The sequence below is a fragment of the Kitasatospora sp. NPDC089913 genome (assembly GCF_044748625.1).
GTDB lineage: Bacteria > Actinomycetota > Actinomycetes > Streptomycetales > Streptomycetaceae > Kitasatospora.
On the sequence record NZ_JBIVGI010000007.1, the window covers coordinates 1 to 16,881 of the forward strand.

At 72.9% G+C, this 16,881-nt stretch carries 16 protein-coding genes; 3 read left to right on the forward strand and 13 right to left on the reverse strand.

What is annotated here, in order from left to right; translation table 11 throughout:
• Positions 1 to 409 precede the first annotated feature (409 nt).
• On the reverse strand, positions 410 to 1,672 hold the full coding sequence (tyrS, locus tag ACIPYS_RS13120; protein WP_093864806.1) for a tyrosine--tRNA ligase: 1,263 nt from the start codon (positions 1,670 to 1,672) through the stop codon (positions 410 to 412).
• A gap of 344 nt (positions 1,673 to 2,016) precedes the next feature.
• Here tyrS and ACIPYS_RS13125 point away from each other — a divergent pair, with 344 nt between their 5' ends.
• Positions 2,017 to 2,553: an HNH endonuclease gene (locus ACIPYS_RS13125; RefSeq protein ID WP_045940078.1), complete on the forward strand. Its 537-nt coding sequence runs from the start codon at positions 2,017 to 2,019 to the stop codon at positions 2,551 to 2,553.
• Between the two features lie 122 nt (positions 2,554 to 2,675).
• On the opposite strand, the gene ACIPYS_RS13130 is transcribed toward ACIPYS_RS13125, so the two are convergent.
• The 7 genes from ACIPYS_RS13130 to ACIPYS_RS13160 form a co-directional block, all read right to left on the reverse strand.
• Positions 2,676 to 4,628, reverse strand: a complete 1,953-nt coding sequence (locus ACIPYS_RS13130) for a PQQ-binding-like beta-propeller repeat protein (protein WP_400745879.1) — start codon at positions 4,626 to 4,628, stop codon at positions 2,676 to 2,678.
• Between the two features lie 128 nt (positions 4,629 to 4,756).
• A complete protein-coding gene (locus tag ACIPYS_RS13135; RefSeq protein WP_093859965.1) occupies positions 4,757 to 5,059 on the reverse strand; it encodes a 4a-hydroxytetrahydrobiopterin dehydratase in 303 nt (100 codons plus the stop codon).
• A 37-nt stretch (positions 5,060 to 5,096) separates the two neighbouring features.
• Complete coding sequence (locus ACIPYS_RS13140; RefSeq protein ID WP_030398239.1) at positions 5,097 to 5,273, reverse strand: DUF1272 domain-containing protein; 177 nt, start codon at positions 5,271 to 5,273, stop codon at positions 5,097 to 5,099.
• Positions 5,274 to 5,290: 17 nt separating this feature from the next.
• Complete coding sequence (locus ACIPYS_RS13145; RefSeq protein WP_093859966.1) at positions 5,291 to 6,049, reverse strand: sulfite exporter TauE/SafE family protein; 759 nt, start codon at positions 6,047 to 6,049, stop codon at positions 5,291 to 5,293.
• 186 nt (positions 6,050 to 6,235) lie between these two features.
• Entirely contained in the window at positions 6,236 to 7,288 is a 1,053-nt protein-coding gene (locus tag ACIPYS_RS13150; RefSeq protein WP_093859967.1) for an SPFH domain-containing protein, read from the reverse strand.
• Positions 7,289 to 7,298: 10 nt separating this feature from the next.
• Complete coding sequence (locus ACIPYS_RS13155; protein ID WP_030398242.1) at positions 7,299 to 7,721, reverse strand: NfeD family protein; 423 nt, start codon at positions 7,719 to 7,721, stop codon at positions 7,299 to 7,301.
• Positions 7,722 to 7,937: 216 nt separating this feature from the next.
• Positions 7,938 to 8,729, reverse strand: a complete 792-nt coding sequence (locus ACIPYS_RS13160; RefSeq protein ID WP_093859968.1) for an ABC transporter ATP-binding protein — start codon at positions 8,727 to 8,729, stop codon at positions 7,938 to 7,940.
• Positions 8,730 to 8,876: 147 nt separating this feature from the next.
• On the opposite strand from ACIPYS_RS13160, the gene ACIPYS_RS13165 reads away from it, so the two are divergent.
• Complete coding sequence (locus tag ACIPYS_RS13165; protein ID WP_400745884.1) at positions 8,877 to 9,677, forward strand: hypothetical protein; 801 nt, start codon at positions 8,877 to 8,879, stop codon at positions 9,675 to 9,677.
• 44 nt (positions 9,678 to 9,721) lie between these two features.
• Here the strand turns inward: ACIPYS_RS13165 and ACIPYS_RS13170 are convergent, their stop codons facing one another.
• The 3 genes from ACIPYS_RS13170 to ACIPYS_RS13180 all read right to left on the reverse strand — a co-directional run bounded on the left by ACIPYS_RS13170 (position 9,722) and on the right by ACIPYS_RS13180 (position 14,389).
• Positions 9,722 to 10,372 (reverse strand): response regulator transcription factor, encoded by a 651-nt coding sequence (locus tag ACIPYS_RS13170; RefSeq protein ID WP_173862035.1) that lies wholly within the window; start codon positions 10,370 to 10,372, stop codon positions 9,722 to 9,724.
• Positions 10,365 to 11,495, reverse strand: coding sequence for a GAF domain-containing sensor histidine kinase (locus tag ACIPYS_RS13175; RefSeq protein ID WP_400746234.1), 1,131 nt, complete (start codon positions 11,493 to 11,495; stop codon positions 10,365 to 10,367). Before ACIPYS_RS13175 ends, ACIPYS_RS13170 begins: the two co-directional genes overlap by 8 nt.
• Before the next feature lie 347 nt (positions 11,496 to 11,842).
• Positions 11,843 to 14,389 (reverse strand): FHA domain-containing protein, encoded by a 2,547-nt coding sequence (locus tag ACIPYS_RS13180; protein WP_231978526.1) that lies wholly within the window; start codon positions 14,387 to 14,389, stop codon positions 11,843 to 11,845.
• Between the two features lie 274 nt (positions 14,390 to 14,663).
• On the opposite strand from ACIPYS_RS13180, the gene serB reads away from it, so the two are divergent.
• Positions 14,664 to 15,938, forward strand: a complete 1,275-nt coding sequence (gene serB, locus ACIPYS_RS13185) for a phosphoserine phosphatase SerB (RefSeq protein ID WP_093859971.1) — start codon at positions 14,664 to 14,666, stop codon at positions 15,936 to 15,938.
• A 147-nt stretch (positions 15,939 to 16,085) separates the two neighbouring features.
• On the opposite strand, the gene ACIPYS_RS13190 is transcribed toward serB, so the two are convergent.
• Complete coding sequence (locus ACIPYS_RS13190; protein WP_093859972.1) at positions 16,086 to 16,613, reverse strand: histidine phosphatase family protein; 528 nt, start codon at positions 16,611 to 16,613, stop codon at positions 16,086 to 16,088.
• Between the two features lie 112 nt (positions 16,614 to 16,725).
• Complete coding sequence (locus ACIPYS_RS13195; RefSeq protein ID WP_266274030.1) at positions 16,726 to 16,848, reverse strand: SGM_5486 family transporter-associated protein; 123 nt, start codon at positions 16,846 to 16,848, stop codon at positions 16,726 to 16,728.
• Positions 16,849 to 16,881: the final 33 nt, after the last annotated feature.

Here is a 16,881-nt window from a genome sequence, read left to right on the forward strand (position 1 = left end):
CAAGTCCGAGGCCGGGGATGTCAACATATCTGGCGTTGACTTTTGGCACGCTGTTGAGTTCTCAAGGAACGGACACTTCCTTCGGGCGGCTTTCAAACCGGCCCTCCGGGCGCTTCGTTCTTTCGTGTTCCCAGCTTATCAGATGTTTTCCGCTCCGTTTTCCGGAGTTTCATTCATCGGATTTCCCGAACTGGGCGGGGCCGCTTTCTTGCGACGTCCTCCACATTAGCGCATTCCGAGAGTTACTCGAAATTCATGCTCCGAGCGACACGCACTCGATGGGATGGCCGTTTCAGCGACTCGTTCAACACTAGTCCACCTGGAGGACACCGTCAAACATCAGGGGCGGGATCCGGCTGGATCCCGCCCCTGATGGTCGAAGCCGCAGGTCAGCGGCATCGGGTTTCGGTCACTTGATCAGCTCGGCGGCGGCCAGGTTCCGCTTGCCGCGGCGCAGGACCAGCCAGCGGCCGTGCAGCAGATCGGCCTCGGCCGGCACCGCCTCCTCGTCCGTCACCTTGACGTTGTTGAGGTAGGCACCGCCCTCCTTGATCGTCCGGCGCGCGGCCGAACGACTCGGGGAGAGACCGACGGCGACCAGCAGGTCGACGATCGGCTGGAGCTCGGTGACCTCGGCCTTGGGGACCTCGGCCAGCGCCGCCGCCAGGGTCGGGGCCTCCAGGTCGGCGAGGTCGCCCTGGCCGAACAGTGCCTTGGACGCGGCGACCGCGCGCTCGTACTGCTCGGCGCCGTGCACCAGGGTGGTCAGCTCCTCGGCCAGCGCACGCTGGGCGAGGCGGGCGGCCGGGCGCTCGGTGGTCTCGCGCTCCAGCTCCTCGACCTCCTCCTTCGAGCGGAAGCTGAAGATCCGCAGGAAGTTGGGGACGTCCCGGTCGTCCGCGTTCAGCCAGAACTGGTAGAAGGCGTACGGGGTGGTCAGCTCGGGGTCGAGCCAGACCGTGCCGGACTCCGTCTTGCCGAACTTGGTGCCGTCGGCCTTGACGATCAGCGGCGTGGCCAGCGCGTGCACGGACTTGCCGTCGGCCTTGCGGATCAGGTCCGTGCCGGCCGTGAGGTTGCCCCACTGGTCGCTGCCGCCGGTCTGCAGCGCGCAGCCGTAGCGGCGGTTCAGCTCCAGGTAGTCCATGCCCTGGAGGATCTGGTAGCTGAACTCGGTGTAGCTGATGCCCGCGTCGGAGTTGAGCCGTCGGGCGACGGCCTCCTTGGCGATCATGTTGTTGACGCGGAAGTACTTGCCCACGTCGCGCAGCAGGCTGATCGCGGACATCCCGGAGGTCCAGTCCAGGTTGTTCACCATGCGCGCCGCGTACGGGCCGTCGAAGTCGAGGAACCGCGAGATCTGGCCACGCAGGCGCTCGACCCAGGCGGACACCGTCTCGGGGTCGTTGAGCACGCGCTCGGCCGTGGGCTTCGGGTCACCGATCAGACCGGTGGCACCGCCGACCAGGCCGAGCGGGAGGTTCCCCGCCTGCTGGATGCGGCGCATGGTGAGGATCTGGACCAGGTTGCCGAGGTGCAGGCTGGGCGCCGTCGGGTCGAAGCCGCAATAGAACGTGACCGGGCCGTCCGCGAACGCCTTGCGCAGTGCGTCCTCGTCGGTGGACAGGGCGATCAGCCCACGCCACTGCAGCTCGTCGACGATGTCCGTCACGGTCACGCTTCTCCTTCGATCGGGCGCCCGCCCGGTGCCGGCCCGGTTCGTCCGGGCCCCGGGTGCGGGGCGGCTCCAGCTTTGTAGAGCCTACGCGGTCCCGGCCAACGAGTTTTCTCCGCACCGGCACGGACGCGCCGGGCGGCTCGGATTCCGGGAAGGCCCGGTTCCGGCCGGATCCGGTTCCCGTGCGTGCCGTCGTGGCCGTGCCCCTCGGTGACACCGGAAATTCCGTTGTTCGACGGCCCCGTGCCCCTTCAGAGTGGTCCCACCGCCGCGCGGCGGCAGTGACGTGTGTGGAGACGGTCGTGCCGCCGTGGCACGCCCGCGGAAGGGTGGCCGAGGTGCGCAGCACGCTGGTTCTGAACGCAAGCTACGAGCCGCTGACGACGGTGTCGCTCCAGCGTGCCGTGGTCCTGGTGCTCCAGGACAAGGCCGTGGTCGAGCAGGCCCACCCACTGCGCACCGTGCGCGGGACGGGGGTGACCGTACCGGTGCCGCGGGTGATCAGACTCCAGCGGTACGTCCGGGTGCCGTTCCGACAACAGGCTCCGTGGTCTCGCCGCGGGGTGCTCGTCCGGGACCAGCACCTGTGCGCCTACTGCGGGCGGCGGGCCACCACGGTGGACCACCTGCAGCCCAGGTCGCGCGGGGGTACGGACACCTGGATGAACACGGTGGCCGCCTGTTCCGAGGACAACCAGCGCAAGGCCGACCGGACACCGGAGCAGGCGGGGATGAAGCTGCTGCGCCGGCCGTTCGTGCCGACGCCGCAGGCCACCCTGATGATGGCGCTGGGCCTGCGCGGCGCGGACGTCCGTGAGCTGGCGGCCTGGCTGCCGGCCCAGGTGGTCGCGTCGGCGGCGCCGTCCGCCGCCTGAGGCGGCACCCGGACCAGGGGGGGACCGGGGGGAAGCTCGGCCGCGCGTCGACGGGGGGAAGTCGGTGCGCGGCCGGGCAGGGGCGCGACAGCTCGGGAGCGGCGCCGGGGCGGGGGCGGGGGCTACTCCTGCGCCCGGTAGCCGGTCGCGGTGCCGAAGTTGGTCGAGTGCTCGGGGACGGCGACGACCCGGCCGCCGCCGATCAGCACCCGCCCGGAGACCAGCAGCGAACCGGTGCCGGGCGGGAAGTTGCCGCCGACCGTCTGGCGTCCGTCGGCCAGGGCGAAGCGGCTGAGGTGGGCCGGCTGGTCGAGGCGCTCGTCGACCGCGAGCACCAGCGCGCCGCCGTCCACCGCGACCGCCCGGGCCGTGCCCTTCTCCCGGGCGGTGGTGCGCCAGCGCTGCTTGCCGCTGTCGAGGTCGTAGCCCACCACCGCGACGGAGCCGCCGGCGCCGCTCGCGGGGGCGACCGTGGTGATCATGGTGCGGTCCTGGAAGAAGGCCCCGGGAGTGGCCGAGAACATTCCGTGGGCGACGTCGAGCCGGCCCCCCGAGCCCGCGACCGGGATCTCGGTGGCGGGGTCGCCGTTGGCGCCCCAGGCCAGGACCCGGTCGTCCTCGGGCTTCTCGCCGGTGGTGAGGACGACCGGTGGCTCGACCGAGAGCACCGTCGCGGTCCTCGGCCGGTTGTTCAGGGCGCGCGACCAGGTGACCTTGCCGTCGACGGCGTTCAGCGCGACGGCCTGGTCCACGGGGGTGGAGTCGGCGCAGGAGCTGGCGACCAGAACGGTACCGCCGGACGCCCCGCCGGAGAGGGTGCAGAACTTCCCCTGCCCGGTGTACTGCCAGAGGTCGTTGCCGCCGGTGGCCTCCCAGGCGACGGCGTGGCTGTCGCCGACCGCTATCACCTTGTCGTCGGTGACCCCGACGCTCGCGCCGTAGGCGCCCTTGGCGTCGGAGAGCGACTTGGTCCAGGCCGTCCGGCCGGTGCCGCTGTCGACGGCCGCGACCAGGGAGCAGGGGCTCTTGGGGTCGGCCCGGGGCCGGAAGAGCACGGCGCCGAGTCCGGTCAGATTGACGGTCGGCGAGAGGCCGCAGGGCACGGCGCCGGCGGCGGGCGGCTCCATCGACCAGGTCGGACGGCCGTCCGTGAGGTCGTAGGCACGGACGCCGGTGGCGTCGGCCCGGACCACGGCGCCCGCCAGCAGCCAGCTGCCGACCAGGGTGTCGTCACCGCCGGGCTGGGCGGCGGCACCGGCGGCCCAGGTGCGGGTGTGCGCGACGGTGAAACCCGGCTCGCCGCCGGTGGCGTTGCGGGCGGAGCCGCCGCCCTCCTGCCCGACCACGAGGCCCGCCGCGACCAGGACACCGAGCGCGGCGACCCCCGCCCCGGTGCGCACCAGCAGGGCCCGGCGGCCGGGGGTGTGCTCGGCGGCGACGACGGCGTCCGCCGCGGCCCTGGCCCTGTCCGCGATGCCGGTCCGGCCCGCGGTGCGGTCCGCCCGCCGCGACGAGGGCGCCGAAGGCTCCGGCTCGGCCTCGGCCTCGGGTTCCGGCGCGGGCTCGGCGGCGGGCTCCGGCTCCGCTTCCGGCTCCAGCCGCACATAGCCGTCGTCGGAGAACTCGGCCCCGGCGGGGGCGTACAGCTCCCCGCCGGTCGGCTGCTGCGGGACGACGACGTAGGGCGCGTACCGCCGGTGCTGCTGGTCCGGCCCGTCGACGGCTCCGTGCGCCCAGGGCTGCTGCGGGAGGTGACCGTACCCGGCCTGCGGGGTGTACGGGTCGTAGTGGGCGTAGTCCTGCTCGGTGTACCCCTGCTGCCCGTACCCCTGCTGCCCGTGTCCCTGCTGCCCGTACCCCTGCTCCGGGTACCCCTGTTGTCCGTGCTCCCCCGGCCACGCCTGCTGCGCCGCGTACCCGGCGTGGGCCTGCCCCGTCCCGTCGGGGTACGCGGGGTACTCGGCGTCTCCCGGCGGGAACTCCGGGTGCCCGGGGTGGCCGGCGGGCCACTCCTGGGGCGCCTGCCGCGGGTACCACTGCTGCGAGTGGCCGTCGCCGAGGGGATCCTGAGCCATCCGTTCCGTCCCTCCCGACCGCCTGCGATGCGGCAGTCAGCATCTCACGCCCCCGGAGCGGGGCGGAGCGGACGGTTCCGGTGCGGTCGGACGGGCCCCGACCGCACCGGTCCACCGGTGAATCCGCGCTACCGCGCGGACTCGGCGGCCAGGGCGGCGTCGATCCGGGCCGCGAGGCCGAGGTCGAGGGCGGTGAGACCCCCGGCGCTGTGGGTGGAGAGCACGAAGCGCAGGGTGCGCCAGCGGATGTCGATGTCCGGGTGGTGGTCCATCGCCTCCGCGGCCTCCGCCACGGCCACCACGACCCGGATCCCGGCCGGGAAGTCGGGGGCGTCGGCGGTCCGGACGATGCTGTCGCCCTCGCGCGTCCAGTGCGGCAGGCCCGCCATCCCGGCGGTGATCCCGTCCTCGGTCAGCCGTTCGCGGCTCATCGGCTCTCCTGTCCTGTCGCCGGCGGCCGGTCGGTCGTCAGCCCGTCCGTCGGGGACGGGCGACCAGCTCGCCGCCGCAGTTCGGGCAGGCTCCGGCCATCTCCTCGGTGCACGGCCCGCAGAACGTGCACTCGTAGGAACATATAGAGGCCGGGCCGTCCGGGGTCAGCGACACCTCGCAGCGCTCGCAGATCGGGCGCATTTCCAGGGCCATGCCGGGCTCCCTCCGGTTCAGGTGGCGAGCAGCTTGACGACGGCCGCCAGGCCGACGACGACGATGACGGCGCGCAGCGCCTGCGGCGGGAGGCGGCGGCCGACCTTGGCACCGGCCATGCCGCCGACCAGCGAGCCGACCGCGATCAGTCCGGCGGCGGCCCAGTTCACGGTCGAGGTGAAGAGGAAGAACAGCGCCGCGACACCGTTGACGATCATCGCGAGGGCGTTCTTCACCCCGTTGATCCGCTGCAGGTCCTCCTGCAGCATCATGCCCATCAGCGCCAGCAGCAGGACGCCCTGCGCCGCGCCGAAGTAGCCGCCGTAGACGCCGGTGAGGAAGATGCCGACGAGCAGCAGCGGACCGCCGTGCGGATCGCCGTCGGGGCGGCGGCGGGCGGCGACGGCCTTGGCCACCCGTGGTTGCAGCACCACGAGGACCAGGGCGAGCAGGATCAGCACCGGGACGATCGCGTCGAAGGCGGCGCTGGGCAGTTCGATCAGCAGGTAGGCGCCGAGGACGCCGCCGAGCAGGGAGGCGGTGCCGAAGCGGGCGAGCCGGGCGCCCTGGCCCTGCAGCTCGCGCCGGTAGCCGAGCACGCCGCTGGCCGAGCCGGGGACCAGGCCGAAGGCGTTGGAGACGTTGGCGGTGACCGGCGGGAGTCCGACGGCGAGCAGTACCGGGAACGTGATGAGGGTGCCGGAGCCGACGATCACGTTGATCATCCCCGCGCCGACGCCCGCCACCAGGACGGCGATCGCCTCCCAGACCGTCATGAGCCACCTCCCGTTGGGGTCCTGCCGCCGTGATCATGCCGGACGGACGGGTGCCGGTACCAGCCTCGCCCAGGATTCGGGACGTAGGACACACCGGGGGCGAACGGACCCGAGGGCCCGCCCCCGTGCGGTATGGGGGCGGGCCCTCGGTGGGGACCGCTGCGGGCGGCGGGCAGGCCGCGCGGCCTACTGCTCGGGGTCGTTCTTGCGGTACTCGCGGAGCGGGTCGATCCGGGGCCGGGCGGCACCCTTGGTGTCGGTGTCCAGCGGGCGCGGGCCGGCGGCCGGGTCGATCGGCACCTGGGTGGCGGCGGGCGGGGCGGCCGGGGCCGCGGTGGGGGCGGCCATCGCGCTGCCGTTGGCGCCGCCGGTCAGACCGGTGAAGGCGCCGCCCAGGCCCTTGAGCGCGTCGCCGACCTCGCTCGGGATGATCCAGAGCTTGTTGGAGTCGCCCTTGGCCAGCTCGGGCAGGGTCTGCAGGTACTGGTAGGCCAGCAGCTTCTGGTCCGCGTCGCCCTCGTGGATCGCCTCGAAGACGGTCCGGATGGCGGCGGCCTCACCGTCGGCGCGGAGCACGGCGGCCTGGGCCTCACCCTCGGCCTTGAGCACCTCCGCCTGCTTCTCGCCCTCGGCGCGCAGGATCTGGGACTGCCGGTTGCCCTCGGCCGTGAGGATCGCGGCGCGCTTGTCCCGCTCGGCGCGCATCTGCTTCTCCATCGAGTCCTGGATCGAGGTCGGCGGCTCGATGGCCTTCAGCTCGACCCGGTTGACCCGGATGCCCCACTTGCCGGTGGCCTCGTCGAGGACGCCGCGCAGGCCGGCGTTGATGACCTCGCGCGAGGTCAGGGTGGATTCGAGGTCCATCGAGCCGATGATGTTGCGCAGCGTGGTGACGGTGAGCTGCTCGATCGCCTGGATGTAGCTGGCGACCTCGTAGGTGGCCGCCCGCGCGTCGGTGACCTGGTAGTAGATCACCGTGTCGATGTTGACCACCAGGTTGTCCTGGGTGATCACCGGCTGCGGCGGGAACGGCACGACCTGCTCGCGCAGGTCGATCCGGTTGCGGACCCGGTCGATGAACGGGACCACGATGTTCAGGCCGGCGTTGAGCGTCCGGGTATAGCGGCCGAAGCGCTCCACGATCGCGGCGCTGGCCTGCGGGATGACCTGAATCGTCTTGATCAGCGCGATGAAGGCCACCACGACCAGGACGACCAGGACGATAAGGACGGGTTCCACTGACTCTCCCCTAGACGACCAGGGCGGTCGCGCCCTGGATTTCGACGACGTCGACCTGCTCACCCGGCTGGTACACCTGCTCGGGGTGGAGCGCGCGGGCCGACCAGATCTCACCGTTGAGCTTGATCCGGCCGCCCTCCCCGTCGACCTTCTCCGCGACGACCGCGGTGGCGCCCTTGAGCGCCTCGATGCCCATTCTGATCTGCGGGCCCTTCCGCAGTGCCCGGTAGGCGATCGGGCGGACGACGACCAGTTGCGCGACCGAGACCGCGACGAAGGTCAGCACCTGCCACACCACGTCGGCGCCCAGACCGGCGACGCCGGCCGCGAAGAGCGCGCCGACGGCGAACATCGCGAGCTCCGGCATCGTGGTGATCACCAACGGTATGCCGAGGCCGACGGCGACCAGGAGCCACCAGATCCAGCTGTCCACGTGTCCATCCTAGGGAGGGAAGGGCCTATGACGCGGTCAGTTCCCGCAGGTGGAGGGGCGGAAACCGGTCGCACGTGCGACCGGTTCCGGTTCGGCCGGGTTCGGCGGAGTTCACCGGCGTCCCGCCGGGGCCCGGACGGACCGCGGAAGGAACGGCCCCGGCCGGTGCGGACCTGCGCGGACCGGCGCCGACGGACCGGCGCCGACCGGGCCGGTTCAGCCGAGCGGCAGGCCCTGGGCGGACCAGCGGTCGCCGTGGCGCTCCAGGGTCAGCGGGAGGCCGAAGCACCTGGAGAGGTTGCGGGCGGTGAGCTCGGTGTCGATCGGTCCGGCGGTGAGCACCTTGCCCTGGCGGATCATCAGGACGTGGGTGAAGCCGGGGGCGATCTCCTCGACGTGGTGGGTGACCATCGCCATGGCCGGCGCGAACTCGTCCTGGGCCAGGGCGCCGAGGCGGCGGACGAGGTCCTCGCGGCCGCCGAGGTCGAGGCCGGCGGCGGGCTCGTCGAGCAGCAGCAGCTCGGGGTCGGTCATCAGGGCGCGGGCGATCAGGGTGCGCTTGCGCTCGCCCTCGGAGAGGGTGCCGAAGCGGCGGTCCGTCATCCCGGCCATGCCGAGACGGTCGAGCAGGGCGAGCGCGCGCGACTCGTCGGACTCCTCGTAGGACTCCTGCCAGGTGACGGTCATGCCGTACGCGGCGGTGAGCACCGTCTGCAGCACGGTCTGCTCGGCGGGCAGCTTGTCGAACATGGCCGCGCCGGCCAGACCGATCCGCGAGCGGAGCTCGAAGACGTCGATCTCGCCGAGCTTCTCGCCGAGGACGCTGACCTTGCCGGAGGTCGGGAACAGGTAGGAGGAGGCGATCTGCAGCAGGGTGGTCTTGCCGGCACCGTTCGGGCCGAGGATGACCCAGCGCTCGCCCTCGGAGATGGACCACGAGACCTGGTCGACCAGCGCGCGCCCCTCCCGGACCACGGAAACGTCCACCAGCTCCAGCACGTCGCTCATGCCTATGCCTTCCCCAAAAACAGATATACGGCCGTCGGTGCGAGCGGCGTCCCGTCCCGGCGGCCGGTGGGCACGGAACGGGTGCGCCGCGGGCGCATGGGCAAACCTACGCCACCCGGGTGTCCGCCGATTCCGTAGGCTGGCCGGATGCTCGCCACACCTGCCGACAATCCGTACGAAGAGCCCCGTTCGGGGCGGCTGGCCGCCTGGGGCAACGCCCTGCTGGCCGGACTGGTGCCGCCCGACAACGCCGCGGCGGCGGTCCAGGGGGCCGACGAGAGCCACCGGGTGACCGGTCTGCCCGGGGACGGCCCGGACGAGCGGCACGGGCTCACCTGGGCGCTGGGACGGCTGCGGGTGCTCGGGGTGAAGGGTCTGCGGCTGGCCCTGCCGTCGGCCGGGCACCCGCTGGGCCTGACCGGCCCGGCGCCGTTCAACGCCCGCGCGCTGGCGGCCGGGGAGGCCGTGCTGGCGGTCGGGGTGCCGCTCGGGCTGGTACCCGAGGTGGAGGTGTTCGGCCCGCCCGGGGACCGGTCGGCGACCGTGCTGTGGCGCTGCTCCGAGGTGAACGACGCGCCGCCGGCCGACGTGCCCTCGCTGCACGAGGCCGAGTTCGAGCTGGCCGACGGGCTGCGCCGGGCCACCGTGCTGCTGACCAGGCTGGACGTGGCCGGGGCCGGACCGGAGGCGCTGCGGGCACTGGAGGCGTACCGGCGGCGCGGGCACGCCGAGCTGCTCGCTCCCGGGTACCCGCCGCGCTCGGTGCGGGTGCTGGAGTCGGCCCGGCAGGTGGCGGCGCTGCTGTCGATCGCCTCCGGCGGTCACGGCGCGGCGGTGAGCGCCTCCGAGATGGCGGCCCGGCAGGAGGCGCTGGCGCCGCTGTGGCGCACGGCCCGCCGGGCCCAGGTGGCGGCGTACAACGCGCTGGTGGACGAGCGGGAGTCCTAGGGGCCCAGGGGTCCAGGGGCCGGGGCCCAGGGGTCGGACGAGCCCTAACGCGTCTCGCCGTGCCGGACGGCCCAGAGCGCGGCCTGGGTCCGGTCGGCGAGGTCCAGCTTCATCAGGATGTTGGAGACGTGGGTCTTCACCGTCTTCTCGGACAGGTGCAGGCTGCGCGCGATCTCCCGGTTGGAGCGGCCGTCGGAGATGTGTCCGAGCACCTCGCGCTCGCGCTCGGTGAGGGTGCCGCCGCGGCCCTGCGGGGGGCGCGGGCCGTCGTCGGCGAGCAGGGCCTCCGCCAGCTCCGGCTGGAGCAGCACGTGGCCGGCGTGGACCGAGCGGATCGCGCCGGCCAGCGCCTCCGGGTCGACGTCCTTGTACACGTACCCGGCGGCGCCGGCCCGCAGCGCGGGGACCATGGTGCGGTGCTCGGTGAAGCTGGTGACGATGAGGATCCGGGCCCGGCTGCCCTCCTCCTTGAGCGTGCGCAGCGCCTCGATGCCGTCGACGCCGGGCATCTTGAGGTCCATCAGGACCACGTCGGGGTCGAGCGCGCGGGCCCGCTCGACGCCTTCGGCGCCGTCGGCGGCCTCGCCGACCACCTCGATGTCGTCCTGCACCTCCAGGAAGGTGCGCAGGCCGCGGCGGACCACCTGGTGGTCGTCGACCAGCAGGACGCGGATCGCGGACAGGGTGTCAGGCACCGGGGACCTCCATCTCGACGACCGTGCCCGCTCCGGGGGACGAGTCCAGGGTGAGCCGGCCGCCGACGGCGGCGGCCCGGTCGCGCATCGAGGCCAGGCCGAGGTGCCGGCCGGCCCGCCGGACGGCACCGGGGTCGAAGCCCCGGCCGTTGTCGCTGACCCGCAGCACGGCGCCGCGCTCGGGCGTTCCGGCCAGGGTGACGGTGACGCGGCCGGCACCGGAGTGGCGCAGCGCGTTGTGCAGGGCCTCCTGGGCGACCCGCAGCAGGGCGGCCTCCTGGGTCTGCGGGAGGGCGCGGACGCGGTCGGCGGCGAAGGCGATGTCGGCGTTGTGGGCGCGGTCGAGGACCTGCACCTGGGAGGCCAGGGTGGCGCTCAGACCGTCCTCCTCCAGTGCGGCGGGGCGCAGTTCGACGACGACGGCGCGCAGTTCGTCGGCGGCCTCGGCGGCGAGGCGGGCGACCTCGGCGAGTTCGGCGCGGGCGCGGGCCGGGTCGCGGTCGACGAGCTTGGCGGCGGCCTTGGCGGTGAGGCGCAGCGAGAAGAGCTTCTGCGAGACGGCGTCGTGCAGGTCGTGGGCGATCCGGGCGCGCTCGCCGGCCAGGGTGAGTTCGCGGCTGCGCTCGTAGAGGCGGGCGTTGGTCAGGGCCAGCGCGGCGTGCGCGGCCAGTATCCGCAGCAGTTCCTCGTCGTGGTCGGTGAATCCGCCGCCACCGCTCTTGTTCGCGAGGTAGATGACGCCGAGCACCTCGGGTCCGTCCTCGTCCTCGCCGGCGTCCTCGTCCTCGTTCTCGGCGTCGTGGTCGGCGTCGACGATGGGCATGCCGAGGAAGGCGCCGAGTCCGGGGTGGGCCTCGGGCCAGCCGCCGAAGGCGGGGGCGCGGCGGACGTCGTCGAGCCGGATCGGGCCGGTCTCGTGGAGCATCGCGGCGAGCACGCCGTGCTGCCGGGGCAGCGGGCCGATCGCGCGCCACTGCTCGTCGGTGACGCCGTCGACGACGAACTGGGCGAAGCCGCCGTGGTCGTCGGGGACCCCGAGGGCGGCGTACTCGGCACCGAGCAGCCGGCGGGCGGAGGCGGTGATCCGGCGCAGGACCTCGCGGACCTCCAGGTGGCGGCTCATCCCGAGCAGGGCCTGGCTGACGGCCTCGATGCCGGCCAGGCAGGGTTCGCAGGCGGGCAGGGTGCCGTCCGGCGGCGGGCCGACCGGGATCCGGTCGGCGGGCAGCAGTCCGGCGTGCCGGTGGTCGCTTGGCACGGTGGGCATGACGCCAACCTACCGCCGTGCACGGGGCCCGCGCGTCGGTCCCCGGCCGGGTGGGGCGCAGGTCCAGCGACCTAGGTCGTGCCCGCCGTGCCGCAGCGCCGGACGGGCCCCGCGCACGGACCGGGAACGGGCCCGGAAACGCCGCGGGGGCGGCCCGTCCCGGTCGGGACGGGCCGCCCCCGTGCTGGTGGCGGTGCCGGGCGTCAGCCCTTCTGCATGACCTCGGGCTCGTGGCGGCGCTGGAGGCGGGTGACGATGACGCCGATGACGACGGACATCAGGATCAGCACGCCGGCGTCGAGCCAGAACTGGCCCGAGTTGTGGCCCCAGAGCGCGTCGTACTCGGGGTTCTGGAAGTCCTTGTTCCAGGGGCCGAGCAGGTGCGAGAGGTCGAGCGTGGTGGCGACCATGCCGGTGCCCCAGCGGGCCGGCATCAGCCAGGCGAACTGCTCCAGGCCGGGCTTGGAGAAGATCTGGAACAGGCAGCCGGTGAAGACGACCTGGATGATCGCGAACATCACCAGCAGCGGCATGGTCTTCTCGGCGGTCTTCACCAGCGCCGAGATCGCCAGGCCGAACATCATCGAGGCGAAGCTCAGCAGGATCAGGCCGAAACTCATCTCCAGGATCGGCAGGTCCTTGATCACCAGACCGTGCGCGGGCAGCTTGCGCGGCAGGAAGCCGACGGCCGAGATGATCGCGCCCTGGATCACGCTGAAGAAGCCCAGCACGATGATCTTGGACATCATGTACGCCGACCGGGACAGGCCGGTGGCCCGTTCCCGTTCGTAGATCGCCCGTTCCTTGATCAGTTCTCGGACCGAGTTCGCCGCGCCGGAGAAACAGGCGCCGATCGCCAGGATCAGCATGATCGTCGCGGCGCCGCTGTTCAGGCCGAGCTGCGACTTGGGGTTCGGCGCCAGCCCCGGTTCGTTGGGGATCAGCACGCTGACCGCGCCGAGCACCGCCGGCAGCAGCACCGACAGCGCCAGGAAGCCCCGGTCGGAGGCGAGCACCGAGGCGTAGCGGCGGATCAGCGTCCACAGCTGCGAGCCCCAGCTCTGCGGCTTCGGCGGGCGGACCGCCTCCTGGACGATCTGCGCGGACTGCACCGCGCCGGACTCCACGTCCGCCGAGTACTGCTGGTGGTGCACCGAGCTGCGGTAGCGGCCGGCCCAGTCGTGGTCCGGGTAGTTCTCGAAGGCCTGGAAGACATCGGCCCAGGTCTCGTACCCGAAGAAGTGCAGCGCCTCGTCCGGCGGGCCGAAGTAGGCCACCGAACCGCCCGGCGCCATCACCAGCAGCCGGTCGCAGAGCGCGAGTTCGGCCACCGAGTGGGTGACGACCAGGATCGTGCGGCCGTCGTCGGCGAGGCCGCGCAGCATCTGCATGACCTCGCGGTCCATGCCCGGGTCGAGGCCCGAGGTGGGCTCGTCCAGGAAGATCAGCGAGGGCTTGGTGAGCAGCTCCAGGGCGACCGAGACACGCTTCTGCTGGCCGCCGGAGAGCGCGGTGATCCGGTTGTCCGCGCGCTTGTCGAGCCGCAGCTCGTAGAGCACCTCGTCGATCCGCGCCTCGCGCTCGCGCGGCTCGGTGTCGCCGGGGAAGCGCAGCCGGGCCGCGTACTTGAGGCCGGTGCGGACGGTCAGTTCCTTGTGCAGGATCTCCGACTGCGGCACCAGACCGATGCGCGAGCGCAGTTCGGCGAACTGCTTGTAGAGGTTGCGGCCGTCGTAGAGGACGTCGCCGCGGTCGGCCGGGCGGTAGCCGGTGAGGGCGCGCAGCAGGGTCGACTTGCCGGAGCCGGACGGGCCGATGACGGCGACCAGGGACTTCTCCGGGACGCCGAAGCTGACGTCGTTGAGCAGGACCTTCTTGCCGCCCTTGAAGTCGACCTCGACGGTCAGGTGGCGGGCGGAGAAGGAGACGGCGCCGGTGTCGACGAACTCCTGCAGCTGGTCGCCGACCAGCACGAAGCTGGAGTGGCCGACCGTCAGCCGGTCCTGCGGGCCGATCAGCTGGCGCTCGACCCGCTGGCCGTTGAGGAAGATGCCGTTGTGGCTGCCGAGGTCGACGATCTCGTACCGGCCGTCGGGCAGCTGGCGCAGCTCGGCGTGGTGGCGGGAGACCTGGAGGTCGGACACGACGATGTCGTTGTCCAGCGCGCGACCGATCCGCATGGTGTTCATGCCGGCGGTCAGGTTGCGGATGACCGTCGGCTGCGGGCCGCCGTCGTGCGCGGCGGGCGCCTGCTGCGGGAACCCCTGCGGGGCGTGCTGCCCCGGGAAGCCCTGCTGCTGCGGGAACGGCTGCTGCTGGGCCGGCGGCTCCGGCTGCTGCCACTGCTGCTGCGGCGGGTAGGGCTGCTGCGCCGCCGGGGGCTGCCACTGCTGCTGCGGGGCGGCGCTCCGGCTGGTGGCGGCCTCGTGCCAGGCCGGCTGGGCGGCCTGCTGGGCGGCCGGCGCGGAGAACGCGAGCCTGGGGCCGTTCTCGGCGTTGCCGAGGTTGACCACGGCCCCCGGGAACAGCTGGGCCTGCATGGTGCGGGCACCACCCGTGTAGGTGCCGTTGGTGCTGCCGTGGTCGTCCAGCTGCCAACCCGCCCCGTTGAAGGAGATGGTGGCGTGCTGCCAGGACACCCGCGCGTCGTCGAACTGGAAGTCCGACTGCGGATTGCGACCGATGGTGTAGGACCGCCCGGGTTCCATGACCCGCTGCTGTCCGTTGATCTCGATGACGAGTTGCGGCACTCTCGCCTGCCCCGCTCTCTCGGTCCCCCGATGGTGCGCCCCGGCCAGGTGGGGCGAAATGATCCTGAATCTGACGGGGGAATCATTCCAGCCCGTCGGCCGGGGGTGAAAGCCGCCCCCGCGGACTGTGACCAGGCGGCAACGATTCACGGACCGCCCTTGTACGACCCGCCGCGGCCCGACGGCGGGCTCGTCGTCCGGACGGCGGCGGGCTCGTCCACGAACCGGACGGGTGCCGTCGCGGCCTCCGGCTCCGGGTAGCGTGGGACGCACCATGAACGCATCGCCCTTGGCCGCCGAGCCGTTCCCCGCCCCGCAGCCCCGGACCGAGGACGGGCGCACCCTGCTCGTCAAGGTGTTCGGCAAGGACCGCCCCGGCATCACCGCCGGGCTCTTCGCCACCCTGGCCGGGTTCGGCGTCGAGGTCGTCGACATCGAGCAGGTGGTCACCCGTGGCCGGATAACGCTGTGCGCCCTGGTCTCCGCCCCCGCCGTACGGGGCGCCGAGGGCGACCTGCGGGCCGTGGTGCACCGCTGGGCCGAGGAGCAGAAGCTCCAGGCCGAGATCATCTCCGGCATCGGCGACAACCGGCCGCGCCGCGAGGGCCGTTCCCACGTCACGGTGCTGGGCCACCCGCTGACCGCCTCCGCCGTCGCCGCGCTCACCGCGCGGATCACGGCCGCGGACGGCAACATCGACCGGGTCTTCCGGCTCGCGAAGTACCCGGTGACCGCCGTCGAGCTGGCCGTCTCGGGTGTGGCCACCGACCGGCTGCGGGCCGAGCTGGCCCAGGAGGCGGCCAACCAGCGGGTGGACGTCGCGGTGGTGGCGGCCGGGCTGGAGCGGCGGGCCAAGCGGCTGATCGTCATGGACGTCGATTCGACGCTGATCCAGGACGAGGTGATCGAGCTGTTCGCGGCCCACGCGGGCTGCGAGCAGGAGGTCGCCGAGGTGACGGCCGCGGCGATGCGCGGCGAGCTGGACTTCGCGGAGTCGCTGCGCGCCCGGGTGGCGCTGCTGGCCGGGCTGGACGCGTCGGTCACCGAGAAGGTGCGCGCGGAGGTCCGGTTCACGCCGGGCGCCCGCACCCTGATCCGCACCCTGCAGCGGCTGGGCTTCCAGGTCGCGGTGGTGTCCGGCGGCTTCACCCAGGTCACCGACCACCTGGTGGAGCACCTGGGCCTGGACTTCGCGGCGGCGAACACCCTGGAGGTGGTGGACGGGAAGTTCACCGGCCGGGTGGTCGGCGAGATCGTCGACCGGGCGGGCAAGGCGCGCTGGCTGGAGCGGTTCGCCGAGCAGGCCAAGGTGCCGCTGGAGCAGACGGTGGCGATCGGCGACGGCGCCAACGACCTGGACATGCTGAACGCGGCCGGGCTGGGCGTGGCGTTCAACGCCAAGCCGGTGGTGCGGGAGGCGGCGGACACCGCGGTGAACGTGCCGTTCCTGGACACCGTGCTGTACCTGCTCGGGATCACCCGCGAGGAGGTCGAGGCGGCCGACGTGGTGGACGTCCTGGACCACCCGGAGGCCGGCGCGCGGGACTGACCGCGCCCGCCGCGCACGGCGCGCGCAACGCCGACCGGACGCATCGAGGGGCGCGCGGACATGGTCCGCGCGCCCCTCGTCGTCGGTCGGGTCCCGCTTCGTCGTCGCTCGGGCCCGGCTTCGTCGTCGCTCCGGGTCCGCCGCCGCTCAGTCCTGCGGCGTGAAGTACGAGACCAGCTGCGCGACACCCGGCTCGACGTTCTTCCACGAGCCGGAGAAGCTGAGCACCGCGACGGCCGCGGTCGGGAAGCCGCCCAGCCGCAGCCGCTCCAGCGCGTCCCGGTCGCCCTCGTCACCGGCCAGTACCTGGGTCAGGCCCAGCACCCCCGGGTTGTGGCCCACCAGGACCAGGTCGGCGTACTCCTCCGGGGTCTCCTGGAGGACGGTGATGATCTCGCCGGGGCTGGCCTCGTAGATCCGCTCCTCGTAGACGGTCCGCCGCACCCGCTTCGGCAGCTCGTGCGCGGCGAGCTTCCAGGTCTCCCGGGTGCGCAGGGCGGTGGAGCAGAGCACGTAGTCGGGGTTGATACCGGAATCGGCGAGCCAGCGGCCGGACTCCGGGGCCTGGTGGCGGCCCCGGTCGGCCAGCGGCCGCTCGTGGTCGTCGACGCCGTCCGGCCAGTCGGCCTTGGCATGGCGGAGAACGATGATCCTGCGGGGCGTGTCGGCGCTCATACCCAGCAAGCTTGGCAGAAAAGCCGCCCGCGGGCGCGGTGCTGCCCGATGGCGCCACCCCCGGCGTCGGGGAGTGCCATCATGCGGGGTTCACCCGGGCGTCCCCCCGGGGTCAGCCGATGTTCCGGGCGACGATCGCGACGATGACCAGCAGGACGACGATGCCGCCGATGATCGCGGCGAGCTGGCCGAGCTTCTTGTGGCCGTCGGTGGGGTTCGGTTCGAGAACGGGCATGCCCGGATTCTCCCACCCCGGACACGCCCGTCC

Excerpts from the sequence above, each read along its gene's own strand:
- ACIPYS_RS13130 (WP_400745879.1), bottom strand. The coding sequence starts at position 4,628 with ATGGCTCAGGATCCCCTCGGCGACGGCCACTCGCAGCAGTGGTACCCG.
- ACIPYS_RS13135 (WP_093859965.1), bottom strand. The coding sequence starts at position 5,059 with ATGAGCCGCGAACGGCTGACCGAGGACGGGATCACCGCCGGGATGGCG.
- ACIPYS_RS13140 (WP_030398239.1), bottom strand. The coding sequence starts at position 5,273 with ATGGCCCTGGAAATGCGCCCGATCTGCGAGCGCTGCGAGGTGTCGCTG.
- ACIPYS_RS13145 (WP_093859966.1), bottom strand. The coding sequence starts at position 6,049 with ATGACGGTCTGGGAGGCGATCGCCGTCCTGGTGGCGGGCGTCGGCGCG.
- ACIPYS_RS13160 (WP_093859968.1), bottom strand. The coding sequence starts at position 8,729 with ATGAGCGACGTGCTGGAGCTGGTGGACGTTTCCGTGGTCCGGGAGGGG.
- ACIPYS_RS13165 (WP_400745884.1), top strand. The coding sequence starts at position 8,877 with ATGCTCGCCACACCTGCCGACAATCCGTACGAAGAGCCCCGTTCGGGG.
- ACIPYS_RS13175 (WP_400746234.1), bottom strand. The coding sequence starts at position 11,495 with ATGAGCCGCCACCTGGAGGTCCGCGAGGTCCTGCGCCGGATCACCGCC.
- serB (WP_093859971.1), top strand. The coding sequence starts at position 14,664 with ATGAACGCATCGCCCTTGGCCGCCGAGCCGTTCCCCGCCCCGCAGCCC.
- ACIPYS_RS13190 (WP_093859972.1), bottom strand. The coding sequence starts at position 16,613 with ATGAGCGCCGACACGCCCCGCAGGATCATCGTTCTCCGCCATGCCAAG.
- ACIPYS_RS13195 (WP_266274030.1), bottom strand. The coding sequence starts at position 16,848 with ATGCCCGTTCTCGAACCGAACCCCACCGACGGCCACAAGAAGCTCGGC.